Annotated in this window: 17 protein-coding genes; 9 read left to right on the top strand and 8 right to left on the bottom strand. The window is 69.0% G+C overall.

Features of this window, described 5'->3' with window-relative positions; translation table 11 throughout:
* Positions 1–3 precede the first annotated feature (3 nt).
* The 3 genes from E8A74_RS33210 (at position 4) to E8A74_RS33200 (ending at position 2805) form a co-directional block, all read left to right on the top strand.
* The gene (locus E8A74_RS33210) at positions 4–1065 is read left to right on the top strand and encodes an IMP dehydrogenase (protein ID WP_136933133.1); all 1062 of its coding nucleotides are present in this window, start codon (positions 4–6) and stop codon (positions 1063–1065) included.
* 131 nt (positions 1066–1196) lie between these two features.
* The gene (locus tag E8A74_RS33205; protein ID WP_136933132.1) at positions 1197–1526 is read left to right on the top strand and encodes an SCP2 sterol-binding domain-containing protein; all 330 of its coding nucleotides are present in this window, start codon (positions 1197–1199) and stop codon (positions 1524–1526) included.
* Positions 1527–1632: 106 nt separating this feature from the next.
* Entirely contained in the window at positions 1633–2805 is a 1173-nt protein-coding gene (locus tag E8A74_RS33200; protein ID WP_136933131.1) for a CaiB/BaiF CoA transferase family protein, read from the top strand.
* 6 nt (positions 2806–2811) lie between these two features.
* Here E8A74_RS33200 and E8A74_RS33195 read toward each other — a convergent pair whose 3' ends face one another.
* The gene (locus E8A74_RS33195) at positions 2812–4203 is read right to left on the bottom strand and encodes a cyclic di-GMP-binding domain-containing protein, MshE-related (protein WP_136933130.1); all 1392 of its coding nucleotides are present in this window, start codon (positions 4201–4203) and stop codon (positions 2812–2814) included.
* Between the two features lie 109 nt (positions 4204–4312).
* On the opposite strand from E8A74_RS33195, the gene E8A74_RS33190 reads away from it, so the two are divergent.
* Positions 4313–7030: a protein kinase domain-containing protein gene (locus E8A74_RS33190; RefSeq protein ID WP_136933129.1), complete on the top strand. Its 2718-nt coding sequence runs from the start codon at positions 4313–4315 to the stop codon at positions 7028–7030.
* Entirely contained in the window at positions 7027–8100 is a 1074-nt protein-coding gene (locus E8A74_RS33185; protein ID WP_232379864.1) for a hypothetical protein, read from the top strand. The genes E8A74_RS33190 and E8A74_RS33185 overlap by 4 nt, the downstream gene beginning before the upstream one ends.
* 28 nt (positions 8101–8128) lie before the next feature.
* On the opposite strand, the gene E8A74_RS33180 is transcribed toward E8A74_RS33185, so the two are convergent.
* The gene (locus E8A74_RS33180; protein ID WP_136933128.1) at positions 8129–8941 is read right to left on the bottom strand and encodes a uracil phosphoribosyltransferase; all 813 of its coding nucleotides are present in this window, start codon (positions 8939–8941) and stop codon (positions 8129–8131) included.
* A 151-nt stretch (positions 8942–9092) separates the two neighbouring features.
* On the opposite strand from E8A74_RS33180, the gene E8A74_RS33175 reads away from it, so the two are divergent.
* The 3 genes from E8A74_RS33175 to E8A74_RS33165 all read left to right on the top strand — a co-directional run bounded on the left by E8A74_RS33175 (position 9093) and on the right by E8A74_RS33165 (position 16183).
* Entirely contained in the window at positions 9093–9680 is a 588-nt protein-coding gene (locus tag E8A74_RS33175; protein ID WP_232379863.1) for an SMI1/KNR4 family protein, read from the top strand.
* Positions 9681–9861: 181 nt separating this feature from the next.
* Positions 9862–11169, top strand: coding sequence for a histidinol dehydrogenase (hisD, locus tag E8A74_RS33170; protein ID WP_136933127.1), 1308 nt, complete (start codon positions 9862–9864; stop codon positions 11167–11169).
* A 184-nt stretch (positions 11170–11353) separates the two neighbouring features.
* Positions 11354–16183 carry a zinc metalloprotease gene (locus E8A74_RS33165; RefSeq protein WP_136933126.1) on the top strand — a complete coding sequence of 1610 codons (4830 nt, stop codon included), beginning with the start codon at positions 11354–11356 and terminating at the stop codon, positions 16181–16183.
* Between the two features lie 146 nt (positions 16184–16329).
* Here the strand turns inward: E8A74_RS33165 and E8A74_RS33160 are convergent, their stop codons facing one another.
* The 3 genes from E8A74_RS33160 to E8A74_RS33150 form a co-directional block, all read right to left on the bottom strand.
* Positions 16330–17241: a DUF4388 domain-containing protein gene (locus E8A74_RS33160; RefSeq protein WP_136933125.1), complete on the bottom strand. Its 912-nt coding sequence runs from the start codon at positions 17239–17241 to the stop codon at positions 16330–16332.
* A gap of 285 nt (positions 17242–17526) precedes the next feature.
* Positions 17527–20070 carry a DUF3344 domain-containing protein gene (locus E8A74_RS33155; RefSeq protein ID WP_170229561.1) on the bottom strand — a complete coding sequence of 848 codons (2544 nt, stop codon included), beginning with the start codon at positions 20068–20070 and terminating at the stop codon, positions 17527–17529.
* Between the two features lie 66 nt (positions 20071–20136).
* Positions 20137–21321: an acyl-CoA dehydrogenase family protein gene (locus E8A74_RS33150; protein WP_136933123.1), complete on the bottom strand. Its 1185-nt coding sequence runs from the start codon at positions 21319–21321 to the stop codon at positions 20137–20139.
* 97 nt (positions 21322–21418) lie between these two features.
* Between E8A74_RS33150 and E8A74_RS33145 the strand changes: the two genes are divergently transcribed.
* Positions 21419–22045: an alpha/beta hydrolase gene (locus E8A74_RS33145; RefSeq protein WP_136933122.1), complete on the top strand. Its 627-nt coding sequence runs from the start codon at positions 21419–21421 to the stop codon at positions 22043–22045.
* Here the strand turns inward: E8A74_RS33145 and E8A74_RS33140 are convergent.
* From E8A74_RS33140 to E8A74_RS33130, 3 genes are read right to left on the bottom strand one after another with little or no spacing between them, the layout of a single operon-like run.
* A complete protein-coding gene (locus E8A74_RS33140) occupies positions 22037–23692 on the bottom strand; it encodes an AMP-binding protein (protein ID WP_136933121.1) in 1656 nt (551 codons plus the stop codon). The two genes, E8A74_RS33145 and E8A74_RS33140, sit on opposite strands and share 9 nt — an antisense overlap.
* The gene (locus tag E8A74_RS33135; protein ID WP_136933120.1) at positions 23689–24645 is read right to left on the bottom strand and encodes an SAM-dependent methyltransferase; all 957 of its coding nucleotides are present in this window, start codon (positions 24643–24645) and stop codon (positions 23689–23691) included. Before E8A74_RS33135 ends, E8A74_RS33140 begins: the two co-directional genes overlap by 4 nt.
* A complete protein-coding gene (locus E8A74_RS33130) occupies positions 24642–24935 on the bottom strand; it encodes an acyl carrier protein (protein WP_232379862.1) in 294 nt (97 codons plus the stop codon). The genes E8A74_RS33135 and E8A74_RS33130 overlap by 4 nt, the downstream gene beginning before the upstream one ends.
* Between the last annotated feature and the right edge of the window lie 155 nt (positions 24936–25090).

Here is a 25090-nt window from a genome sequence, read left to right as displayed (position 1 = left end):
CGCGTGTCCCCGCGGGAGGTCGCGCCACGCACGCGCGGCATGCCCGCGGCGCACCTCGCGGACGGATGGACGGGCGGACCTGGAAAAGGCGCGCGTCTGTTCTCGGCGGTCACCCCCGGCGCAGGCGCGACGAAGGCTGCCTCCCGGGACGGAGCCTTGCCGCTCGTGCTCGTCGCGCTCGTCGTGCTCGCGGTCGTGCAGAATGTCGTCGTCCGCGTGGCCGTGCCGCTCGTGCTGGTGACGGCGGCGATCGTGCTTTTCGTGCGCGGATCGCGGCGGCGTTCGAGCGACAAGGCCGCGCCCCGTGGCATCTGCGTCGACGGACACGGGCTCTTCTTTCAGCCGGAGAGCGGGCCACCGCAGAACGTCGTGCCCCTCGGCGAGCCCTTCGGCATGACGCTCGTGACCAGCGCCAAGCGGGATCGGATGGTCGCCGTGTGGAGCTCGCCGGAAGGCCTCTTTTACGTAGGATCGACGTTCGAAGGCACGGCGCGCCGCGCGCTCGGAGGGCTCTTCGATCGCGCGTTCACCGCAGTTGGCGACGACGCCGCGCTCGAAGCCCTCGGCCCCGACGGCGCGCCGCTCGAGCTCTTGCCCTCCGACTTCGCGGCGCTCGTGTTCGCCGTCGAAGAGCTCGATCCCTCGTGCATCGAGCGCCTCGTCCTCTCGGACGCGCGGGGCGCGCCGCTCACGCTCGACGGTCGGGAGCTTGTGGTGGGTGAGCGTCGCTTCGACCTCAACGCGCCCCTCGAATGGCGCCCCTTCGTCTTCCAGGAGGCCTTCGGCCAGGCCGTCGCCGTGTATCAGGGCACGTCGATCCGGCAGGGCGGGAGCGAGGCCGTGCTCGTGGCGCTGTTGCCCTCGATCCTGCCTTACGAGTTCGGCGAGGAGAGCGATCTCGATCGCAGCCTCCTGCGGGATTTGCGCTTGATGCAAGCCCCGCCCGAGGATCCGCCGCCCCGCGACGCGCGGGTCGCCATCGATCGGCTCTTCGTCTTGCCCGTGCGCTCCGCGCTCGACAGGGCGCCGCGCGCCTCGCAGCAGCCGTCTCGGGCGCGCGCGTAATCGAAGCGCAATTTTGCCGCCAAACCATTGTCCTCGCCGCCGCTTGACGCGGCCCGTCGCTCGCGGCTACACCCGGCCGACGCTAGGAACGCGCCGACGAGGACGTCGGCGCATCGCTGCCCGGAGGCACCATGGCCGTCGACATCCAGAAGCTCTTCAACGAAGAAGTCCCCGAGAAGATCGCCAAGAACCCCGCGGGGGCAAAGGCGATCGGCGGCAAGTACCAGTTCATCGTCAGCGGCGACGGCGGCGGCGAGTGGTTCTTCGACCTGACGGCCCCGAAGGCCGAGGCGGGGAACCCCGGCGGCGCCGACGTCACGATCAAGATCGCGGCGGCCGACTTCCCCAAGCTCATGGAGAACCCGCAGGCGAACGGCATGCAGCTCTACTTCGCCGGCAAGCTGAAGTTCGAGGGCAACCAGATGCTCGCGATGAAGCTGAACAAGCTCTTCGAGCTCTGATCGATCCCGATCCCGAAAAAAGGCCGGCGCGTGCTCGGATTCGTCCGAGGGCCGCCGGCCTTCGTTCATCCGCCGTCATTTCTTTTTGTATACAAAGGAAACGCGCATGCGCCCCCTCGTCGGCAAACGGATCCTGGACCTCTCGCGGCTCTTGCCCGGCCCCTTCGCGACGCTCGTGCTCGCCGATCTCGGCGCGACCGTCGACAAGATCGAGGACCTCGCCGGCGGGGATTACCTCCGGCACATGCCGCCCGCGGTCGCCGGAGAGTCCGCGGCGTTCCAGCTCTTGAACCGCGGAAAGCGCAGCGCCCTGCTCGACCTGAAGCGGCCCGAGGGGCGCGCGGTGTTCGAGCGGCTCGTCGGCTCGTACGACGTGCTCTTCGAGCAGTTCCGCCCCGGCGTCCTCGATCGCCTCGGCCTCGGGCATGACGTGCTGCGCCGAAAATTCCCGAAGCTCGTCATCTGCGCGCTCACGGGCTACGGCCAAGAGGGGCCGCTCAAGCACCGCGCGGGCCACGACATCGACTACCTCGCGCGCGGCGGTCTGCTCGGCTCGCAAGGCCCCGAGGACGGCCCGCCGCAGCCGCCCGGCTTTCAGCTCGCCGACGTGAGCGGAGGCATGTGGTCGGTCATCGCGATCCTCGCCGCGCTCGCCGAGCGGGATCGAACGGGCGAGGGGCGCGTGCTCGACATCTCGATGACCGACGGCATCCTCGGCTTCGCCACGGCCACGCTCGGCGCCGCGCTCGCGGGCGAGACGCGCCCGCGTGGCGGCGACACGCTCGTCGGCGGCATCGCGCCCTACGGCACGTACGTCTCGAAGGACGGCCACCCCTTCGCGCTCGGCGCGCTGGAGCCGAAGTTCTGGATCTCGTTCTGCACCGCGGCCGGGATCGAGCCGCGCATGGAGGCGCTCCTGCCGGGGCCGCACCAGGCCGAGATCAAGGCGACGGTGCGCGACGCCTTCGCCCAGAAGACGCGCGACGAGTGGATCGCGATCGGGGCGAGCCACGACTGCTGCCTCGAACCGGTGGTGCTTCCGAACGAGCTCCGCGACGATCCGCTCATGAAGGCACGCGAGCTCTTCTTCGACATCCCGAGCCCGCGCGGAGACATCCCGCAGGTCCGGCTGCCCGTCACGCCGCGCGACGTCGCCTTCGCACCGCCCCCGCGCTCGGGCGAGCACACGCGCGTGATCTTCCGCGAGGCCGGCTTCTCCGACGCGGAGATCGACGACCTCGTCCGCGCCGGCGTCCTCCGGCAGGGCGAGAGCGGCTAGCTCCGATCAGATCTTCTTGAGCTCGTCGACGAACTCCCAGTCGGCGACGAGCCCCTTGCGCAAGAGCACCGACAGGAGCGCGGCCGCGATGGCCTCCCAGCGCAGGTTTGGTCCCAGGATCTCCTTCGCATCCGCGCCGTGACAGACCGCGCGCAGCGCCGCCACGAGATCACGCGCCGTGAGCCCGGCGCGGTCGTCCTCGGCCCCCAGCGTCGACGGCGGAAGCTCTTCCTCCGGCGGCCCGCCGGTCGGCTGCGCGAGCGTCGGCACGCGTTGCTTCTGCTTGCGCGGCGCGGGCAGTGAGATCGTCGTGCCGTCGAGCAGCGTGAGCGCGATCATGCGCGGCGCGCGGCCCCGCGGCTCCGGGATCGTGTCCACGGGCTGCGAACTCGGCGGCAGGGCGCCCTCGTCCAGCGTCGGCGGCTGCGGATCGTCCGTGATTTCGAGCACCCGACGCAGCCGCTCCGACGGCGGCGGCAACGGCCGCGCCTCCACGATCGACACGCGCGTCTTCGCGGCGACCTCTTCGAGCTGCGGTGACTGCGCGCCCGGATCCGGCAGCGTCGGCGGCGGCGGCACGTCGGGCGCCGAGGGCATCTTGCCCCGCGCGGGAGCGGGCGCGAGCGCCTCGGTGAGCGCGACGGCGTCCTGCGTGGTCGGCGGCGGTGGTGTCTTCGGCGCGCTGCGCGCCGCGATCGGCTGCGGCTTCGGCGGAGACTGCTCGGGATCCGATCCTGGGAGCTCCAACGAACTCACCGTGATCTCCGCGACCTCGACCGCCGGTCCTTCCACCGGCGCCACGAACGGCGCAGCGGGCGTCTCCGCGATGGCGAGGCTCGTCTCCGGCGCGGCCTCGGGCCTCGTGCCGTCGGGCGTCGTGTCGCGCTCGGCGAGCGGCGGGAGCTCGTTGGACGGCAGGTGCGCGGGCGGCTGGGCGGACGCGCTGACCTGCACGTCGTAGTAGACGCGGATCGCGTTCCGGATGTCGCTCGGCGGCGCGATCATCGCCTTCACCGGCAGCCCCGAGTGCTCGCCGCACGCGCGCAGGCCTTCCTCGTTCGAGGGATCGTCCATCGCGACGTAGAGCGTCTGGCCCTGCCCGCGGACGTGGCGGACGTAGATCGGCACCACGCAGAAACGCTCGGCCACGTGGTGCGGCACGAGGTTCAAGAGCTGCCGCGAGAACTCGATGTGCAGCAGCGAGACCCAGGGGACGCTCAGTTGATGCGAGAGGATCTGTGTGAGCTGGGTCTCGTTGATGTGACCTCGCTCCACCAGCAACGTGCCGAGGCGTCGCCCGTCGGTTTTCTGGAGCGCGAGGACCTCGTCGAGGTCTTGCTGCGAGAGCAGCCCTGCATCGACGAGGAGCTGACCGAGACGGAGGCGCGGCGTTGGCATCGGCCCGCAGGTTATCCTATCGCAGCGCGGACCTACCAGTTGTTGGGGGGCCGCGTTCGCTTGACAGAACCGGCCCAATCTCGGCCCCGACCGTGGTACCTTGCGGCGCGTGTCGGATGTCCTTTGCCCTCAGTGCGCCACCGCGTGCGATCCGGCACACCGCTTTTGCCATGTGTGTGGCTTTCCGATCTCGGAGCTGCAGACACGCGCCGACGATCCGTTGCTCGGGACGACGTTGCCCGGCGGCTACGTCATCCTCGAGCTCATCGGCGTGGGGGGCATGGGCCGGGTCTATCGCGCCGAGCAGAAGGCGCTCGGCCGCACGGTCGCCGTCAAGATCATCCACCCGCACCTGCTCGGCGACGAGAGCGCGTCGGTCCGTTTCATCACCGAGGCGCGCGCGGCGAGCCGGCTGAATCACCCGAACATCGTCAGCGTCTTCGACTTCGGGAAGAGCGGAAACCAGCTCTACCTCGTGATGGAGTTCCTGCGCGGCCGTGATCTCGCGCGGGTCGATTACGAAGAGGGGCCGCTCCCGTTCCGTCGCATCGTCGAGATCATGTGCCAGGTGCTCGCGGGGCTCGCCGAAGCGCACCACCTCGGGATCATCCACCGCGATCTGAAGCCCGAGAACGTGGTGCTCGAGCCGATGCGCACGGGCGGCGACTTCGTGAAGGTCGTCGACTTCGGCCTCGCCAAGATGCGCGAGGTGCCGAGCACGCACATCACGAGCCCCGGCATCGTCTGCGGCACCCCCGACTACATGTCGCCCGAGCAGGGGCGCGGGGATCCGATCGACGGCCGCAGCGACCTCTACACGTGCGGCGTGCTGCTCTTCCAGCTCCTCACGGGCCGGCTGCCGTTCGAGTCCGAGTCGCCGACGCAGGTCGTGCTGATGCACCTCACGGTGCCCCCGCCGAACCCGCTCGACGTCGCGCCGGCGCGCAACATCCCGCTGGCGCTCGTCGACGTGACGCTGCGCGCGATGGAGAAGGAAGTTAGCCGCCGCTACCAGACGGCCGACGAGTTCACGATCGCGCTCCGCTCCGCCGCGGTGATGCTCGATCGCGGAGCGCCGCCGCCCTCGGTCGACGAGCCCGGCGTGGCCTGCGGTTCGTGCGGTACGATCGCGCCGCGCAACCAGAAGTTCTGCGGCGAGTGCGGCGCGCGGATCTCGCGGGAGGCACCCCTGAGCCAACCCCGGCGCATCGCCCCCGTCTCTGCGGGACCGCCGCCGCGTGTGCGTCTGTCGAGTCTGCCCGAGCTGCCGCTGCCGTTCGTCGGCCGCGAGCGAGATCTCGAGTGGCTCGACAGCTTCCGCTTCGACGTCGATCGCACGCTCGCGACGGCGCGCATCGTCGGCGAAGGCGGCACGGGCAAGACGCGCCTGCTCCAGGAGTTCATCCACCTCGCCTCCGTGGCCGGCGACTTCGTCGTGCTCACGCGCCCCGATCCGTGGGGCGCTGACGTCGGTTATTACGTGCTGCGCGAGTCGATCGTGGCGCTCGCGTCGCTGCCGCCTGGCGGCGGAGAGCCCCACGAGTGGCGCGGTGCGACCCCCGAGGCGCGCGCCGGGCTCATGGCCATCTTCGGCAAGCAGGACCGCACCGCGCCGCAGCCGAGCGTGAACATGTGGTCGAAGCCCCCGGCGGGGATCGTGTTGCCGGACGATCGGCGCTTCACCGCAGCCGAGGCCCTCCGCTGGGCCATCATGCGCGCGCACGAGAGCAACGAGGGGCGCCTCGTCCTGCTCGCGATCGACGACCTGCACGCCGTCGACGGCGCCAGCCGCAACGCCTTCGCCGACGTCGTCGTCGAGCCGCCGATCCACCCGCTGCTCGTCGTCTCGACGCACCTGCCCGGCTTCGATCCGGGCTGGGCCGGCGCCACGCGTGTGCTCGAAGGTCTCCCGCTCGACCTCGTCTCGCAGATGGTGAGCCAGCCGCTCGCCGCGACCCTCGGCCAGGGCGGCGGGCGATCGATCTCGCCGCTCTACCTCGATCAAGTCCTGCGCTTCTCCTCCGAAGGCGGAACGAACCCGCCCGCGCGCCTCGGCGACCTCGTGGCCCAGCGCATCGAGCGCCTCCCGCCCGAGGCGCGCCGCGTCCTCCAGGCCGTCTCCGTCCTCGGCGACGACGCGCAGATGGAGGACATCGAGCGGCTCCTGCCCTCGGATCGCAACACCGGCACGCTGCTCGCCGTCCTCCGCGCTTCGGGCACGATCGAGCAGGAGCTCGGCGGCTTCCGCGCGGCGCACCCGCTCCTGCGCGAGATCGCGCTCGCCACGACGCCCGTCGCCGTCCGTCGTGACCTTCACGCGCGCGCGCTCGAAGGTCGTGACGGCGAGCCGCTCCCGCTCCCGCTCGAGGTCCGCGCGCTCCACGCCTATCACGCGCAGGACACGTTCGAGGCGCTCATGCTCCTCGAGCAGGTCGCCGATCGCGCCGGCGAGCGCGGCGATCGCGCGGGCGCCATCCTCGCGCTCCGCCGTGGCCTCGACCTCGCGCGCCGCGAGCTCTTCCGCGGCGAGCTCGACGAGCCCGAGAAGGCTGTGATCATCTTCAGCCGCAAGCTCGGCGAGGCGCTCGCTCGCGCCTCCGCGCTCACCGACGCCGACGGTGTCCTGCGCGAGGCCCTCGATCTCGCTGCAGGAGGCATCGAGCGCGCGCGCCTGCTCGCGGCGCTCGCCTTCGTCGCGCACGAACGGGGGCGCGCGAAGGAGGCGCTCACCTTCCAGCACCAGGCGCTCGACCTCGCGCGGTCCTACGGCTCGAGTGATCTCATGGCCTCCCTCGAGCGCATGCGCGCCGACTGGAACGCGGGGTGAACGAGCGACGCGTGGTCCCCGAGGGCCCCGCGCCCGGAAGCTCCGCCCCGCGCGGCGCGTCTCTTCCCTTCGTCGCGCGCTGGGACCTCGACAAGACCTACCTGCGCACGGACTTCGACACGGTGCGCGATCTCGTCCGCACCGCGATCGAGCGGCCCGATCAAAAGCGCACCGTCCCCGGCGCCGCGGCGCTGCTCCGCGAGCTCGGCCGCGCGGGCGTGGAGATCCACATCCTCTCCGGCAGCCCCGAGCAGCTCCGCTCGCGCATCGAGCAGAAGCTCCGCCTCGACGGCGCGCGCTGGGCTTCGCTCACGCTCAAGCCGAACCTGCAAAACATCCTGCGCCTGCGCTTCCGCGCGCTGCGTGGCCAGCTCGGCTACAAGCTGCCTGCGCTCCTTCGTCGTCGTTGCGAGCTCGGCTCCATGCGCGATGCCAACGGCGAGCTCGTGCGCGAGGTCTTGCTCGGCGATGACGCCGAGGCCGACGCCTTCGTCTACTCGATCTACGCCGACGTGTGCGAAGGCAAGGTCAAGCCCGACGAGCTCGTCGACATCATGCGCGCGGGCGGCGCGTACGAGGACACGATCCTCGACGCGGTCCGCTTCGCCGGGTACGTCGAGAAGGGCCCCGTCGTCGAGCGCATCTTGATCCACCTCGATCGGCAGTCGTCCCCCTCGGACTTCCGCCTCTATGGCCCGCGCGTCGTCCCGTTCTACAACTACCTGCAGGCGGCCTTCGTTCTGCACGAGGACGGCCGCATCCCGGATCGCGCGGTCCTGCGCGTCGCCCAAGACCTCGTCGCGTCCCACAACTTCGACGGCGCCGCGCTCGGCCGGAGCTACCTCGATCTCTCGCGCCGTGGCCACGTCTCGGGGCGCGGCATCCCGGCGATCGCCGAGGCGTACCGCGAGCTCACGCAGGGCCGCGCCGCGTCCGCGAGCGAGCTCGGCGCCATGGTGCAGAGCCTCGAGCACATGCTCCCCGACCTGCGCCCGCCCGTCTCACGCGCGGAGAAGGCGCTCGACTACCGCGCGATGGTTGCCGCGCACAACCCGAGGACGCGACGTTAGATCGCGCCCTCGGTCACGCGCTCCAGCTTCAAACCCAGGCGTTGTTCAGGATCTCGCCCACGCCGCCTGCGCCGGGGACGATGTACTGCACCTCGTTGAGCCCGCGCTCTTCCTCGTGGGCACCGGGCTCCGATCGCAGCACCGCCGGCGGCGACAGCCCTCGATCGAGCCGGTAGGCGTACACCACGAGATCCGGGTGCGCCGCGTGCACGCGCCGGATGTACTCGGGCGTCACGATCAGGTGCATCGCGATGAGCTTCGCCGGCGTCCCTTCCAGCGAGTTCTTGTAATACGAGACCGCGCTGACCATCGACGAGCCCGTCGCGCCCATCGGATCGGGGAACAGCACGTACCGCTCGCCCACGTCACGGCCGATTTTCGCGTCGTGCCACGTCGCGCCGATGACCTCGCCCTGGGCGTTCGTTTGCCGGCTCATGAACAGGTGATCTTGCCGTACGAGGTTCGGGTCGAGCACCTCGTTCATCAGGTCGAAGACCACCTGCGAGGGCATCGTCCCGGCCCGCGCGATGCCCACGGTCACGGCCTTGGCGGTCCTGGAGAGCGCGGTGCCTCGGTAGACGGCCTCGGGGTGGGAGACGGCCATGCGGGTAGGGACGTCCACGCGGGCGCGGGGGAACTCCGTCGCCAGCACGATGCGGGCGAGCCCTTCGTAGAGCATGCGGACCAGGCGTCCCATGTCCGGCTGGCCCGTGTCCGGCGAGCAAGCGCGGGTCAAAAGGGTCCAGGCGAACGGGTCGTCGATCAGATGGACCCCGGGCCCGTAGCGGTGGGGGATCTCGGGGGCCCGGTACCGGCTCTCGGCGTAGGCGGTGTCGACCATTATTTTTCTGTTACACTACCTGGCCCCCTGCGGGGTATTCCTACGCGCGCCGGTGATCCCGGCGGAAGGGTTCGGCACGGAGGACGTGGCTGGAAGTCTCTTTCCAGGCGTTCGGACGTGTGCGACACCCGCGAGACGGAGGATAGGTTCGGTGGACAGCGACCTGGCCGAATCGGTTGCGGCGCTCAAAGACATCTTCGCCAAGCGGGGGATCCCGGTGAGCTTCGGCAAGGCGGATCCAGCGGCGATCGATGAGCTACGCAAGACGTTCCGGATCCCTGCGCGGTATCGCGCCTTCGTCACGGCCGCCGATCCGACGGACGTCGAGACCGTGACTCCTGTCGAGCGCGTGCGGCTCTTCCCGTCGCACAAGCTCGCGGATGAGCAGACGCTCGGGGGCAAGCCCGCGGCCGAGATCCCGAACTGGCGCAAGAACTGGGTCGTCATCGGCCGCAGCGCGCTGCTCGGTGATCCCTACTTCCTCGACACGAGCAAGCTCGACGCCGAGGGCGACTGCCCCATCTTCACGTGCATGCTCGGCACCGACACGATCAAGCCCGTGCTCTGCGCGTCGAGCTTCCAGCAGTTCTTGCGGATCCTCGCGACGAGCATGGAGGTCGCGACCGGCTTCGGGAGCGGCGTGCTCGACGACGAGGACGAGGCGATCTTCCGCGAGGCGCTCGCGCCGAAGATCAAGACGATCGATTCGGCGGCGCTGCGCGCGGGTCACTGGACGTAGAACATCACGCAGGACGTTGTCCTGGGTGCCCACGAGGGGTCGTTCTTCCGGGAACGTCCCCTCCGTCCGGTGAAAAAGCCGCGGGCGTAGGCCCCGATCGGGCCTATGTGCCGAAAAAGGAACGTGGTACGGCACGAGCTTCCGCTGCGATGCCTTTGCGTCGCAGCGCGCCCGCTGTCGCATGATTCCGATTCACATCGACGGAACCGAGACGTTCGCTGCGAGCCTCGGCCGCCTCGTGGCGCGGGGCGCCGACGATCTCGGCGCCGTCGAGCAAGACGTCCGCGCGATCGTGTCGGCTGTCCGCGCGGAGGGCGACGAAGCGGTCTTCCGCTACGTCGAGCGCTTCGAACGTCGCCGCCCCGATCCCCTCGTGATCCGTGCGTTCGACGGCGCCGCCGCGCTCGCGCGCCTCGATCCGGATCTCCGCGCCGCGCTCGAGTTCGCGGCCGATCGGATCCGCCGCTACCACGAGCACCAGCGCGAGACCGGCTTCCGGTACGAGGAGGATGGCGTCGTGCTCGGCATGCGCGTGCGTCCGCTCGCGCGCGTCGGCGTGTATGCGCCCGGCGGCAAGGCTCGGTATCCGTCGAGCGTGCTCATGTCGGCGATCCCCGCGCGTGTGGCTGGCGTGCGTGACATCGTCCTCGCCACGCCCGCGCCTGACGATCGCCTCCTCGCGGCGGCGCATCTCGCGGGCGTCACGAGCATCCTCGACGCGGGCGGCGCGCAGGCCATCGCTGCGCTCGCGTACGGCACGGCGAGCTTGCCGCGCGTCGACAAGATCGTTGGACCTGGAAACATCTACGTCGCTTGCGCGAAGAAGCTCGTCTACGGCGACGTCGACATCGACGGCATCGCGGGGCCGAGCGAGATCGTCGCGCTCGCCGACGACACGGCCGATCCTTCCATCGTCGCCGCCGATCTCCTCTCGCAGGCCGAGCACGACGAGGCTGCGTGGTGTGTCCTCGTCACGACGTCCCGCGCGCTCGCGGAGGCCGTCGTCGCCGAGCTCGGGCCTCAGCTCGCGGCCCTCTCGCGCGACTCCATCGCGGGCGAAGCGATGCGCACGCGTGGCGTCGCGCTCGTCGTCCCGACCCTCGCGCGCCTCGCGGAGATCGCCTCGCTCGTCGCGGGCGAGCACGTCGCGTATCACGTCGCCGATCCCGAGGCGCTCTTCGACGCCGTCGAGGGCGGAGGCGCGGCGCTGCTCGGCGGCATGACGCCCGTCGCGGCGGGCGACTACCTCGCGGGCCCCTCGCACGTCCTTCCGACGGGCGGGGCTGCGCGTTTCGGCTCTCCGCTCGGCGTCTACGACTTCGTCGTGCGGGCGAGCATCATTCAGTACGCGACGCCCGCGCTGCTCCGTCATGGGCCCCACATCGCGAACTTCGCGCGTGCCGAGGGCCTCGACGCGCATGCGCGTGCGGTCGAGTTGCGGATGTCGCGTCACACGCGCCTCGGGGGGCGGGGGGAGGGCGAGAGTTAGCGATCGTCGTGTCAGAGCTTTAACGGGGATCCGGGCGAGGCCCCGTGCTTCAACAAGCAAGTGCTTGAAAACGTCCGGAAATTCGTTGTGGCATCAAACGTGCTTTCAGTCCCGCAGACCGGGTACGTACCCGCTCGCGTGGGCTTCTGCGGGCTTCGGATCGGCAGTGCAAGGAGGACCTTCGATGAGATGGATGAGGTTACGGGTCGCCTTCGTGGCCACCCTCGGGCTCCTCGCTGGTGGGGCGCTCGGGTGCGCCGAGGAGCGAGACCCCATCAACCGCGTGCAGGCGAACGCGCTGGCGAAGTCGTTCTTCGTCGGTGACGACTTGCACAGCGACGCGGACAACCCCGAGTTCTGGACCCAGGGCACGGTGGTCGACGTCGGCTACGGCGCGGCGCAGGACGGCTTGTTCACGTCCACGTACGCGCAGCCCGTCGCGCGCTTGAAGTGGCAGATCACGGAGGACCTCCTGATCGGGCGCTTGAGCTACGAGCGCATCCAGGATTCCGACGGCAAGAAGGGCGTCGGTCCCTCGACGGATCAGGGCGTGATCGTGGTCGCGTACCCCATCCAGTCGCACTTCGACATTCGTTACGAGTACAACCCGACGACGGGCGAAGAGCTCAACGTCCTCGTCGAGAACGGCTCGGACAGGCCCTGGTACGACCGCGAGTACTTCCGCGTCGACTGGAGCCGGAACCTGAACACCGACTCGTACGACTTCGACACGCTGTCGATGCTCGGCGTCTACGGCGGCGTCGATTACGAGCCGATGGACTACTACGTCAGCGATCCGAACGATGCTGACGCGCCGCACTTCGATCCCGAGACGGGCTACTTCGACGTCACGAACAAGGCGTTCGCGAAGCCCAAGATGATCGACCTCAGCCACCTCGGCTGGGGCATCGACAAGTTCCCGGCCTGCTACCTCGACAACGACTTCTTCGGCGGTTCGGCGCCCTCCGGCACCTGCAACCCCGTCGAGCTCACGGTTCGCCAGTCCTTCCGCCGCGTGGTCGATCGCGACTACGAGCCGGTCAACTGGGACGGCAAGCGCTTCACCGCGTACGGCGCGTTCACCGTCGATCGTTCGGGCTACGCCCGCAACTACGGCATGAGCGACGACAAGTGGTACCGCTTCGCCGCGCGCTACAACATCTGGGAGCGCAGCCACTACTACGCCGATCCCGAGAAGATGACGGGCGAGGTGAAGTGCTTCGTCCCCGAAAAGACGCTCTCGGGCGACGACCCGCACCGCGACGCGGACGCCAATGGCACCGAGGACGAGTGCGAAGAGGTCACGCAGCGGACGGGCGTGGCGGGCTCGCGTTGCGACGAGTTCAAGCAGCGCTGCACCCTGCCGTACCGCCTGCGCAAGGAGGTCCCGCAGCCCTGGTACTACACGAAGGAGTCCGACGCGGATTACTTCGAGCCCACGGACTGGGCGACGCACGAGTGGGACGTCGCGATGCGCGCGGCGGTCATGTCCTCGCGCAACGCCGAGTGCAAGGCGACGGGCGGTGATCCCGGGGCGTGCGACGGCCAGTTCCCGATGTACCGCGGCCAGATGGACGACAACTGGGATCTGATCCAGCTCGCCCACGAAGTCGACGCCTGCCGCGCCGGCAAGACGAACGACGGCCGCAACTGCGAGGCGATCGCGGATCAGCTCGGCAACGAGCGCGGCATCGATCCGGGCGTGATCGCGGTCGCGAAGATGCCGCAGATGATCATGCTCTGCCACAGCCCGGTCCTCGAGACCGACGATGCGGCCTGCGGCCCGGCGGGGCGCACGGTGCGCATGGGCGACCTGCGCTACCACCAGATCAACGTCATCCCGACGCCGCAGACGCCCTCGCCGTGGGGCATCATGGTCGACTCCGACGACCCGCTCACGGGCGAAAAGATCGCTGCGAGCGCGAACGTCTGGTCGCACGTCACCGACCTCTTCAGCCAGGGCCTCGTCGATCAGATGCGGTACCTGAACGGCGAGCTCTCGACCGACCAGGTCACCGAGGGCACGTACGTCAAGGACTGGGCGGTCGCCAGCGAGGCGGCGGGCGGCACGGGCGTGCTCCCGCAGATGACGCAGGCGGACCTCTCGCGTCGCGTGCTCGGCGCGGCGGGCGTCATGCCCGACAAGATGAAGGCCGTCGAGAGCGGCGAGGGCGCGATCGTCACGAAGCCCGAGTTCGCCGAGGCGCTCGATAAGGTCAAGCAGATGGTCCGGGACGTGCGCGCCGACGCGCTCGCGCCCTCGGCCAACCGCCCGGTGTACGAGGCGCGTCGCAGGCGCGCGGCGGGCTCGCCGATGGAGGCGGAGCTCACGACGAAGGCGATGCAGCAGCTCGCCGGCACGGACAAGCTGCCGCTGAACGATGCCGTGATGAACTTCGCCTCGCCTCTGCGCGGCAATCATCCGCAGGTGCAGCGTGACATCGCGCGCATGAAGGAGATCGCCCTCGCTGAGCGCGGCATGTGCATCATGCAGGCGACCTTCCCCTCGCCGGTCGGCCTCACCTCGCTCGACAAGGCGATCCAGGCGAAGTTCAAGGACGCCGTCAACCCCCGCACGGGCGCGCCGTACGGCACGTTCGCGGACCCGATGGCGAACACGAAGCAGGACCAGCTCGATCGCGCCGAGGCGATCCGCCACTGGATCGCGCAGAAGGCGCACTACTCGGTCATGGCGCACGAGATGGGTCACTCCATCGGCCTCCGCCACAACTTCGTGAGCTCGTCGGACGCCTGGGGCTTCCGCCCGCAGTACTGGCAGCTCCGCACGAAGAACGGCAAGGTCACGGCGGCGTGCAACGACCTCAAGAGCGAGGCCGACAGCGAGAACTGCGTCGGGGCGCGTTACTTCGACCAGGTCACGGCGAACGAGCGTGATCAGCTCCTCACCATGTTCATGCACCAGTCGATCATGGAGTACGGCGGTGAGGTCACGCAGGACTTCATCGGCCTCTCCGCGTACGACTTCGCCGCGGCGCGAATGTTCTACGGCCAGACGGTCGCGGTGCATGCCGACACGGACATGAACGCCGACAAACCGCTCGGCCGCGCCACCCTCGACAAGATGGACGGCTTCGGCGGCATCATCGGCTACCAGTACACGTCGAACGGCAGCGCGAACATCCACTACTCCCAGCTCCAGCGGACGTGGAAGATGCTCGACGCGAATAGCTGCACCTCGCTCACCGAGGAGCAGGTTCAGCGCTTGAAGCCGGCCGACTGGGACGAGGCGCGCCTCGGCAAGTGGGACCCGCTGCTCGACGGCCTGATCGTCAAGGTCAACGGCGAGTACTCCAAGTGCAAGACGCGCAAGGTCGACTACATGCCGTGGCAGTCGATGCGCGACAACGGCGTGGACTTCAGCCGTCGCTTCAGCTCCGTCGATCCGGCGAAGCGCACGCGTGTTCCGTACGGCTTCGCCACGGACCGCTGGGCCGACCTCGGCAACGTCGCCGTCTACCGTCACGACAACGGCGCCGACGTCTACGAGCTCTTCAACTTCTTCATCACGCAGCAGGAAGTTGGGCACATCTTCGACAACTACCGCCGCAACCGGCAGAGCTTCAGCGTCCGCGGCGCGGCGAACCGTACGCTCGAGCGGTACAACACGAAGATGCGCGACGCGGCCAAGGGCCTCGGCCTGCTCGTGAACATCTACCGTGACTTCGCGCTCGAGTCCGGCTTCGACTTCAACTCGGAGTGGCCCTCGATCGCGAAGCAGTTCTACCAGGACAACATCCTGGCCTCGGGCCTCGCGTTCGATCACTTCGCGCGCCAGGTCGCTCGCCCGCAGTACGGCAACCACCACAAGGTCGCGAACGACCTCGTCCTCCGCTCGACGGACGACATCTACTCGCAGCCGGGTCCCACGGTCCTCGCCGTGCCGAACGGCGCGACGGGTTATCGCTCGGACAACAGCCCCGCGGGTCCCGCGGCGATCGGCATCGGCGGCAGGCCGCTCGAGAACGCCCTCGCGGACGACAAGGGCAATGACTACGACTCCGAGTACACGCAGAACGCCGGGTCGTATTACGACAAGGCGTACGCTGCGATGCTGATGACCGAGTCGGTCGACAACTTCATCAGCGCCTCGCGCCAGGACTTCCTCGACGCTCGTTACCGCGCGGTCTCGCTCGCGGACGTGTTCCCCGAGGGCTATCGCCGGTGGCTGGGCAACAACCTGACCGGCGACGACATGCTCAAGGGCGCGTGGGTCAAGGCGAACAACAACACGCCCATCACCGACGCGCAGAAGTTCCCGACGACGCCGCTCGGCTGGACGAGCTGGTGGCCGGCGGAGGGCCCGCAGGTCTGCTTCCCCGGCGAGGGGTCGACGGTCTGCTCTGCGGTCGGCTGGGATCCGCAGGTCTTCGAGGGCGAGGCGGTCAATGTCGACACGCTCATGCCCATCGACGGCCAGATCGGCTGGGAGCAGCAGAAGTTCCTCATCGCCTGGACGATGAACTACCTGCCCGAGAACCAGCAGCAGTGGTGGATCAACATGCTCCGCCTGTGGGAGCAGGGCGTGGACGGCGATCCCGAGTTCGGCAACCGCATCGAGTTCCACGATCCGATGGGCAAGGTGTACGTCGCCAAGACCTTCGGCACCGAGGTTCTCTACGCGGGCACGAAGTACGAGAAGACCGTCCAGAAGGGCATCTCGGCGCGCGTCCTCCAGTACGCGAACGATCTGCTCCAGCAGGGGTACGTGGTCGACGAGGTCGACGCCAACAACGACGGCACGGTCGACTGGTACAAGGCGCGCATCAACAGTGACACGACGTCGCCGAACTACGGCGCGCCGCTCGTCAAGTTCGACTCGACGATCCAGTCGTCGGCCGACCGTTGCACGTCCAACGACAACACCGGCTGCACCTGCACGGCGAACCGCGCTTGCGTCAAGCTCTCGCGGTACGTCTCGGTGCCGTACTTCATTCGTCAGGCCCTCGCGGCGTACGGCCTCGCGGACCCGACGATGAAGGGCATCTACGACTGATCCGAGCGACCTCCCCCCACCCCTCTCCCCGCGGGAGAGGGGCCGGGGGTGAGCGGGCTTGATCAAAAAAGGCCACGGGATTCGCTCCCGTGGCCTTTTTCTTGGCCGCTCGGCAGGTTCGTCCGAGCGCGCGTTTGTCTGGGCGCTCAGCCCTTCCGCAGGTACCCAGCGTTGATCAGCTTGATGACGGCCTGCGTCGTGTCGAGATCCGTCGCCTGGCTCTTGTTCAGCACGAGGGCGAGGTGCCCGTGGTTGTACGCGAGCTGGAAGACCTCGATCTCCGTCGGCGAGAGGTCACGCAGCGCGGGCCCGAGCGGGTGCGGCACGAGGAGACGCGTGTCGAGATCCGGCAGCTTGTGCCGGAGCGCGTTGAGCTCGTCGATCTGCCGCAGGCCCTCCATCAGGAGCTCCTGCACGGACAGGTTGATCGTTACCGGGAGCGTGCGGTCCTCGGGCGGGTCGAAGTCGAACGTCCCGCGCGTCCACGCGAGGATGCGGATCGCGGACTTCAGCGGCGGCACGTCGTCCTCGTTGATCTCCGCGTACGTGACGATGCCTCGGTGCAGGAAGATCTTTCCGACGTCGTCGTCCGACGTGATCACGAGGACGCCGCTCTTCTTCGACGTGCCGAGGAGCTGCAGGAGGTCGGGCAGCGGGATCTCCTCGATCGCGCCGGACATCGAGCGCGCGGGGCCGCGGGGCGCCACGGAGGGGCGCGGCGGCTCCATCTTGCGACGCGAGGCGGCGGCGGTCTCGGCCGAGACCACCTTGAGGATGCTCGTGCCGATGAGCACGCGGTCGCCTTCCTTGAGCGCGCTTTTCTGGATCTTCTCGCCGTTCACGAACGTACCGTTCGTCGACCCGAGATCCTCGATGGTGAGATCCGTGTTGGAGAGCAGGAAGCGCGCGTGCCTGCGCGAGACCATCTCCTCGACGAGGACGATGCCCGCGTCGCTCGCGCGTCCGACGACGAGCTCCTGCGCGTCCTGCAGCGGGATCTCGCCACCCTGGTACTTCCCCGAGATGAAGCGCAGAACGAGCCGCGACGGAGACGTCATGTGTGGAGCTTGTTCCATGTGCGTGGAAATCGAGCACGAGCTACTGCCACGCTCGGTCCGACATTGTGCATCGTGAGACCCTTGGGGTCATCCATCAAAACGACGCGGGCGTAGGGCCAGGGCGCTGCGTTTCCGCTGCGATCGTGACGCCGCGGAAGCTCGCGTGTACGACGCGAAGCCCATTTCACGTGTGGTGGGATCGCCACGATCCGCCGAGACGGGACGTCGTGGAGCTTCCCCCCTCTCCATGGATGGCGAGGGGAGGGGGAGGCCGGTTTCAGCAGGTCAGCGGCTCCGACGCCTCCGCAGCGCGAGCGCCGCGCCGGCGAGGCCGAGGGCCCAGGCGAGGGGGTCCGTCGACGACGGCGCCTTGCTGGTCGCGCACGCGCCGCCCGTGATCACGAAGCCGCTCGGAGGCGCTTCTCCGCCGCTGCCAGCGGCTCCGCCTTGTCCGCCGCTTCCGCCGGAGCCACCTGCGCCACCTGCGCCGCCCATTCCGCCCGCGCCGCCGGCACCACCTGCGCCGCCGCTTCCGCCGGAGCCTCCTGCGCCGCCCATGCCGCCGGAGCCCGAGCTGACCGTATCGTCGCTCGGATCGTTCGGGTCACCTTCACCCGGATCCACGGCGCCGTCCTTGTCCTTGTCCTCCTCGCCGTCGCGGATACCGCCGTTGTCCGTGTCGGGGTTGAGCGGATCCGTCGTCGTCGCGCCCATGTCCGCGTCGGGCACGCAGTTGCCGGCGGCGGGGTCCGTCCCGGGGCTGCTGCAGTCGTAGCCCATCTCCGTGCCGTCGAAGATCCCGTCGCCGTCGCTGTCCGGATCGTTCGCGTTGTTGAGCCCGTCGCCGTCGGTATCGTCGCCCGGCAGCGGCTCTTGCCCATCGGGCACGCCGTCGTTGTCGGTGTCGGGGTCGTTCGGATCCGTACCGATGACCACCTCGACGTCGTCGGGCAGCCCGTCGCCATCGGTGTCGTTGCAACCTTCATCGACGCTCCCGTCGCAGTCGTTGTCCTTCCCGTCGCACGTCTCCATGCCCGAGCTCACGCAGACGCACTCTTTCTGCGTCGTGTCGCAGACGGGTTTGTCGCCGGGGCACTGGCTGTCCTCGATGCAGCCCACGCACGTGTTCGGATCACCTGTCGTGTCGCAGATCGGCGTCGCGCCGCCGCAATCGGCGTTCGTCGTGCACTCCTCGATCACGACGACCGTCGGCGGGTTGCCCGGCGACACGCCGTTCCCGTCGGTCGGGAAGGACGTGGACGGCGCGCCTTGCTTGCCCTCGCCGCTGATCGTCGCCTGGTTCGAGATGCTCGCGGGCGCGTTCGGCTCGATCTTCACGCGGAAGCGCACGAGCGCCGTCTCGCCGGGGGCCATCTCGCCGCCCATGCTCGCGTTCGCGCCCGCGCCGAGCCGCACCGTGACCGTGCGCGTCGCGGCCGTGTACTCGCCTTGATCATCGCCCGCTTGTTCCGTCTTCGGGCCGGCGTTCGCGCCTTGCACGATTTGAAGCGAGCCGGGGACGAACGAGACGCCGAGGGGCAACGTGTCGTCGAGGCGCGTGTGGATCGAGGTGTCGTCGCCGCTGTTCGTGACGGCGATCGAGTATTCGAGCTCGTCGCCGACGACGAGCTTGCCGGCGTTCGCGTCCGACGCGGTCTTCGTCGAGGTCGAGAAATCGGGCAAGAGCGTGGCGATCGACGAGACGAACCCGCCGATCCAGAAAACATCGTTTGCGCCCGAAGCATTGCCGACCTGCACGTTCGCGGTCTTCTGGCCGGGCGTGATCTTCGTGGAGATGTCGACCACGTCGAGATCGATCCCGCTCATGCTGCCGGGGCCGCCCGTCAGCTTCGGCAGATCGCCGTCCGTCGAGACGGCCGCGCCGAGCCACGATCGCGAGGCGTTGAAGAAGTTCCCCGCGGGGTTCTGCGCGTCGATGATGTCGTTCGCGGCGGTGAGCGCGCCCTCGCCGAAGCGCAGGTAGTCGTTCTGGCCAGCGGAGCTCGCCACGTCGCCCTCGTAGGCGATGACCGCGAGCTTGCCGTCGATCGCTGCGCCCGGCACGGTGAAGCCCGAGAGCGCGAGCGTCTGCGGCGTGACGCCGATCCGATCGAAGCCGTCGTGCAGCGCGAGGTGGCGCCCTTTCTCTGAGGGCAGCTCGTAAAACACGACGAGCCACCACCCGGCGAAGAGCCGGTCTTGCACGAGGTCGACGAAGCTGATCGAGTCGACGCCGGAGAGCCGGTACGCGCCTGGGCCTTGGGCCGCCACGAGCGCGGTTACGTCCACGGTCGACTGGTAAAAATACTCGGTCACGCCGCCCGAGACGTTCGTGCTCACGAAGCTCTCGTCCGCGGTGAGCGGCTGCGAGAACACGCCGGGGCGCTCGAGCGTCACGCTCGTGTCGGCCATGCCATTGTTGTCCCAGCGCGCGCCCCAGTAGAGGCGTGCGTAGGTCACCGTCGCGCCGGCCGGCAGGGTGAGCGCGGCGGTCGAGCGCTGGTCGGCGACGGTGATGCTCTCGGAGGCGGAGGCCGTGCCGGGGGCGCGCGCGTCCGCGCGCCAGTGGATATCGGGAGCGCCGTCGCCGCTTCCGTCGCAGACCACGTCGCCGACGAGGGGCGCGATCCCGACGTTGCCGCACTCGTGCCCGAGGGTATTGCCGATCAGCCGAAAATCGCCGTGGCCGTCGAACTGTTTTCGGAGTTTGGGGGCGGCGAGGGCCGTCCCGGCGGGGAAGGCGGCGAGGGCCGCGGCGCCGAGCAACGCGGCAAGACCGGCCCGGCCGGCGAAGCTACGCCGGGGCGGAAGAAGAGAGCGCATGGACATGGCAAGGACCTCGCATTCCATCATGCCAGAGGACGCCTGCCGAGCGCATTCTTTTTGGGCGAGATATCAGAATGCGTTATGGCCGGTCAGCGCGTTGCCCAGGATGAGCGTGTGCACCTCGTCCGTGCCCTCGTACGTGTAGACGCTCTCGAGGTTCAGCGCGTGCCGAATGACGGGGTAGTCGAGCAGGATGCCGTTGCCGCCGAGCAGGCCGCGCGCCTTGCGGGCGGCGCGCAGCGCGAGGCCCACGTTGTTCTTCTTGCAGAAGGACACCTGAACGGGCGTGATGCTGCCGGCGTCCTTGAGGCGCCCGAAATGCAGCGCGAGGATTTGGCCTTTCGCGATGTCCATGGCCATCTCCACGATTTGCTCCTGCACGAGCTGTTTCGCCGCGACGGGCTTTCCGAACTGCACGCGCTCGCGCGTGTACGAGACCGCGGCGTCGTAACAGGCGCGCGCGGCGCCGAGCGCGCCCCAGGAGATGCCAAACCGCGCTTGCGTGAGGCATGAGAGCGGTCCTTTGAGCCCCGCCACGCCGGGCAGCATGTTTTCCTTGGGCACGCGCGCCTCGTTCAGCACGATCTCCCCCGTCGGGCTCGCGCGCAGGCTCATCTTCCCGTGGATGGTGGGCGTCTCGAAGCCCTTCGTGCCGCGCTCGACGATGAACCCGCGGATGGACGCGGCGTCGCCGTCGTCGACCTTCGCCCATACCACGGCGAGATCGCAGATCGGCGCGCTCGTGATCCACATCTTCGTCCCCGTGAGCACGTAGGAATCGCCGTCGAGCCGCGCGCGTGTCTTCATCGAGCCGGGATCACTGCCGGCGTCCGGCTCGGTGAGGCCGAAGCAGCCGATGAGCTCGGCGGCGGCCATTTTCGGCAGGTATTTATTTTTCTGCTCTTCGGAGCCGAAGCGCCAGATCGGGTACATCGCGAGCGAGCCCTGCACGCTCACGAAGCTCCGGAGCCCGCTGTCGCCGTACTCGAGCTCGCCGAGCGCGAGCCCGTAGGAGACGGCATTCATGCCGGCGCACCCGTATCCCTTGAGGGAGGCGCCGAGCAGGCCCATCGAGGCGATCTCGGGGATGAGATCGGTCGCGAACTGCTCCTTCGCGAAGAGCTCGGCGGCGCGCGGCAGATACCGCTCGCGCACGAACCTGCGCACGGTGTCGCGGATCATGCGCTCCTCGTCCGTGAGGAGGCCGTCGATGGCGGTGAGGGCGTCGAGCGAGAGCGGCTCTTGGGCAGTCATGGTCGGAGGCGTGTGTAGCCCGGATGGCGAGCGCGGGGAAGGGGGCGTCGCGGCGCGTGGCTCCCGATCGCGACAATCCACGTGTTATGGAAACGGCATGCGCCCCCCCGATGGCACCTTTTTCCTTCCCGGCCCGGCCGGCCGCATCGAGGCCGTGCTCCGGCGCCACCCGAGCCCTCGGGCGGCGGCCGTGGTTTGCCATCCTCACCCGCACTCCGGCGGCACCCTCTACAACAAGGTCGTTTCCCGGGCCACGCGCGCCCTCCACGCCGCGGGGGCCACGGTCCTGCGCTTTCATTTTCGCGGCGTCGAGGCGAGCGAGGGCCATTACGACGGCGGCGCGGGCGAGGTGGACGATGCCCGCGCGGCGATCGATTTCCTCGCCCCCGAGCATCCCCACCTCCTCGTTGCCGGTTACTCCTTCGGCGCCTGGGTCGGCCTGCGCGCCGGCGCGGCGGACCCTCGCGTGAAGGCTTTGATCGGCGTCGGGATTCCCATCAACGTCTACGATTTCTCCTACCTCCGCGAGACGCAGAAGCCCCTGCTCCTGGTTCAGGGTGAACACGACGAATGGGGCAACCTCGACGTGGTCCGCGCATTCGCGCGCGAGCTGCCCGGCCCGGTCACGCTGGAGGTGATCCCCGGGGTAAACCATTCCCTCGCGGAGCACCCGGAGACGATGATGGCGAAGATTTCCGATTTCGTCGCGCGTCGCTCAGGCTGATTCGAGCGATCGCCCTTGCGCGAGCGCCTCGGCGACGGCGCGCCTCCGCAGCTTGCCGCTCGTCGTCTTCGGCAAGGTCCCGGGGGCCAGGAACATCACCCGATCGACCCCGATTCCGCGCACGAGGAGCGCGGCGCGCACCCGCTCGCCGAGCGCGTCGTGGGCGCCTCGATCGAGCTTCGTCTCCGCAATCACGTACACGAGCTCGGTCTCGTCCGCCTCCGCCCGCGCGCCGACCGCCACGACGCACCCGCTCCGCACGTCCTCCACCTCGGAGACGATCTCCTCGATCACCGAAGGAAGCAGGTTGTGCCCGCCCTTGATGATGAGGTCCTTTTTCCGCCCCGTGACGAAAAGCTCGCCTGCGTCGAGATATCCGAGGTCCCCGGTGCGCAGATACCCGTCCCGGAACACCCCCGCGGTCGCCGTCGGATCGTCGAGGTATTCGTGCATCAGGGTCGGCGCGCGGACCTCGATTTCACCTACCTGCCGCTCGGGCAGGACCTCACCCTCGTCGCCCGTGATACGCACGTCCGTTTGCGGAATCGATCGTCCCACGCAGGTGAGCTCGAGCGCGTGCGGGCCCGGCTCGGTCGGGACGGCGCGCCCCGTCCGCTCCAGCGTTTCGCGATCCACCACGGCGAAACGCGACGGCGCGAGCAGCTTCGGGAAGGTCACGGCGACGGTGGCCTCGGCGAGCCCGTACACCGGGAAAAACGCCTCGGCGCGGAAACCCACGGGCCGGAACGCCTGGGCGAAACGTTGCAAGAGCCCGGGGGAAATGGGCTCCGCGCCGATCATCGCGCATTCCCAGGCCCGAAGGTCGAGCCCCGCCTCCGCCGCGCGCCGCGCGAGCCGCAGGATGAGCGCATAGGCCGAGGGCGGCGCCGCGCAGATCGTCGCCCGCAGCGAGGACATCGCCTCCAGCCAGGCGAGGGGCCGCGCCCGGAAATCCTGCGGCGCCAGCATGTTCGCGACAAACCCATTGTAAAAAGGAAAAAGCAGCCCGCCGATGAGGCCCATGTCGTGGTGCAGCGGCAGCCACGAGACGGCCACCGATTCCGCGTGGCTCGGCAGCGCCTCGCTCATGCACGCCATGTGCAGCATCAGCCGCTCGTGCCCGAGGACGACGCCGCGCGGGTGCCCCGTGCTCCCGCTCGTGAGCTGGATCAAGGCAGGGCCGGGGGCCGCGTCGGGATCGGGCGAGAACCCGTGCGGCGCCATCGAAAGCTCCTCCGCGCAAAGGACCCGGACCGCCCCCGGCGCGCCTGCGAACGCCGCGAGCGCGCGCGACGTGACGAGCGCCCGCGCAGAGAGTTTGTCCGCTGTTTTGCGGAGCTGCTCCAGGAACCCCTCGATATCGGTCAACCGGAACGGGAGCCCGATGGGAATGGGCACCGCGCCGAGCGACCAGATGCCGAAAAGCGTCGTGACCGCGGCCTTGACCTCGGGCACGAGCACGAGCACGCGGTCGCCGGGGCGCAGGCCGGCTTCCCGGAGCCCGGCCGCGACGCGTACCGCTTCCTCCCAGAATCGGAGCCAGGTCCACGCCTCGAACCCTGGATCCTCCTTGAATCGAATCGCGACGTCTCCGCTCATCGATTCCGCGCGGCGGCGGAGCAGCCCGGCGATCGTCCTCGTGCTCATTGCTCCCCCTTTTCGCGCGCGGGCGGGGCGATGGGGAACGAGGCGACCTCGACCCGCGGCCGGCCCCGCGTCGCCAGGATCATGTATTCGAGCGCCGTGCGCCGCGCGAACGAGAGCTTGGCGACGGTCATGTATTGCTGCAAGAGCCGCGAAAACCCCGGGGAGATCGCCTCGATGCGGCGGCGGTTCTTGCGGACGTTGTCGATCCAGCGCTCCAGCGTGAGCGCGTAGGAACTCGTGAGGTCCTCGACGTGGCAGATGTCGAGCCCCGCGCGCTCGATGAAGCCAAGCTCCTCGCTGAGGTGGACGAGGCGGCAATACCCGAGCGCTTCGACGAAGATGTAATCCGTCGCCGTGCTCTCGCGATCACCGCGGTGCTCGGCTGGATAATAACAATCCGAGATGAGCAGGCGCCCCGTGGGGCGGAGGATCCGCGCCACCGCGTGGTGGATCTCCTCGCGGTTGTGCATGTGGACGATGCTGCCGCTGAAGAGCACCACGTCGAACGAGGCGGGCTCGAGGGCGAGATCCTCCACATGCCGGACGTCGATGTGCACGCGCTCCGCGACGCCGGCGAGGCGCGCGCGGCGCATCGCCTCCTCGCGTTGCCGCTCGCTGAGGGTAATCCCGAAGAACTCGCCTTTCGTATGCTCGGCGAGATACAAGAGATTGCTGCCCCAACCGCAGCCGACGTCGAGCACACGCTCGCCGGGCTGGATGTCGAGCTTGGCCTGGATGCGGGCGAATTTGCGCGCCTGGGCGGTCTCCAGATCCTCGTCGGGGCGCACAAAGACGCCGGTCGCGTAGGCGAGGCGGCTATCGAGGACCATCGAGAAGATCTCGACGTCGTGCTGGTAATGCTCGGCCACGACGCGGCGCTCGTGCTCGCGTTGCTCCGCGGGCGAACGTTCCATGGCCTCGCGCTCGGGGCGGGTGTGCGCGGCGGAGATCATCGTGCACCTCCGTTCGCCTGGGCGGAGACCTTGCCGGCGACGAGCGCGGCCACGTCGCCGACGGAGCGGATGTGCGGCTGCTCGGGCGTGGTGAAATCGGGCAGCGTGATGTCGAAGGCCTCTTCGAGCGCGACATTCAGCTTGATGAGCCCGAGGGAATCGATGCCGAGCCGCGCCTCGTCGAGCCGCGCGTCGAGCGAGACGTGCTCCACGGGCAGGCGCAGGGTCTCGGCGATGATCCGGCGCACGTCATTGGCGATCCCTTCGGGAATGGAAAGATGGGTGTCCACGAGAAGCTCCTTGGTGCTGAAAGCTACGGGGACAGCGCCCTGGCAAAACAGAGGCCACGCTCGCACCCTGGAGAGAAGCGCCGAATGCATCGGAGGCATGTGCAGGCAATGCCCGATTCGCGCCAATTTTGCTCGTGCAGCATGGGCACGATGAT

The sequence above is a fragment of the Polyangium fumosum genome (genome assembly GCF_005144585.1).
In the GTDB taxonomy this organism is placed as follows: domain Bacteria; phylum Myxococcota_A; class Polyangia; order Polyangiales; family Polyangiaceae; genus Polyangium; species Polyangium fumosum.
The sequence above is the reverse complement of the archived record's forward strand: the minus strand, read 5'-3'. Positions and strand labels throughout refer to the sequence as shown.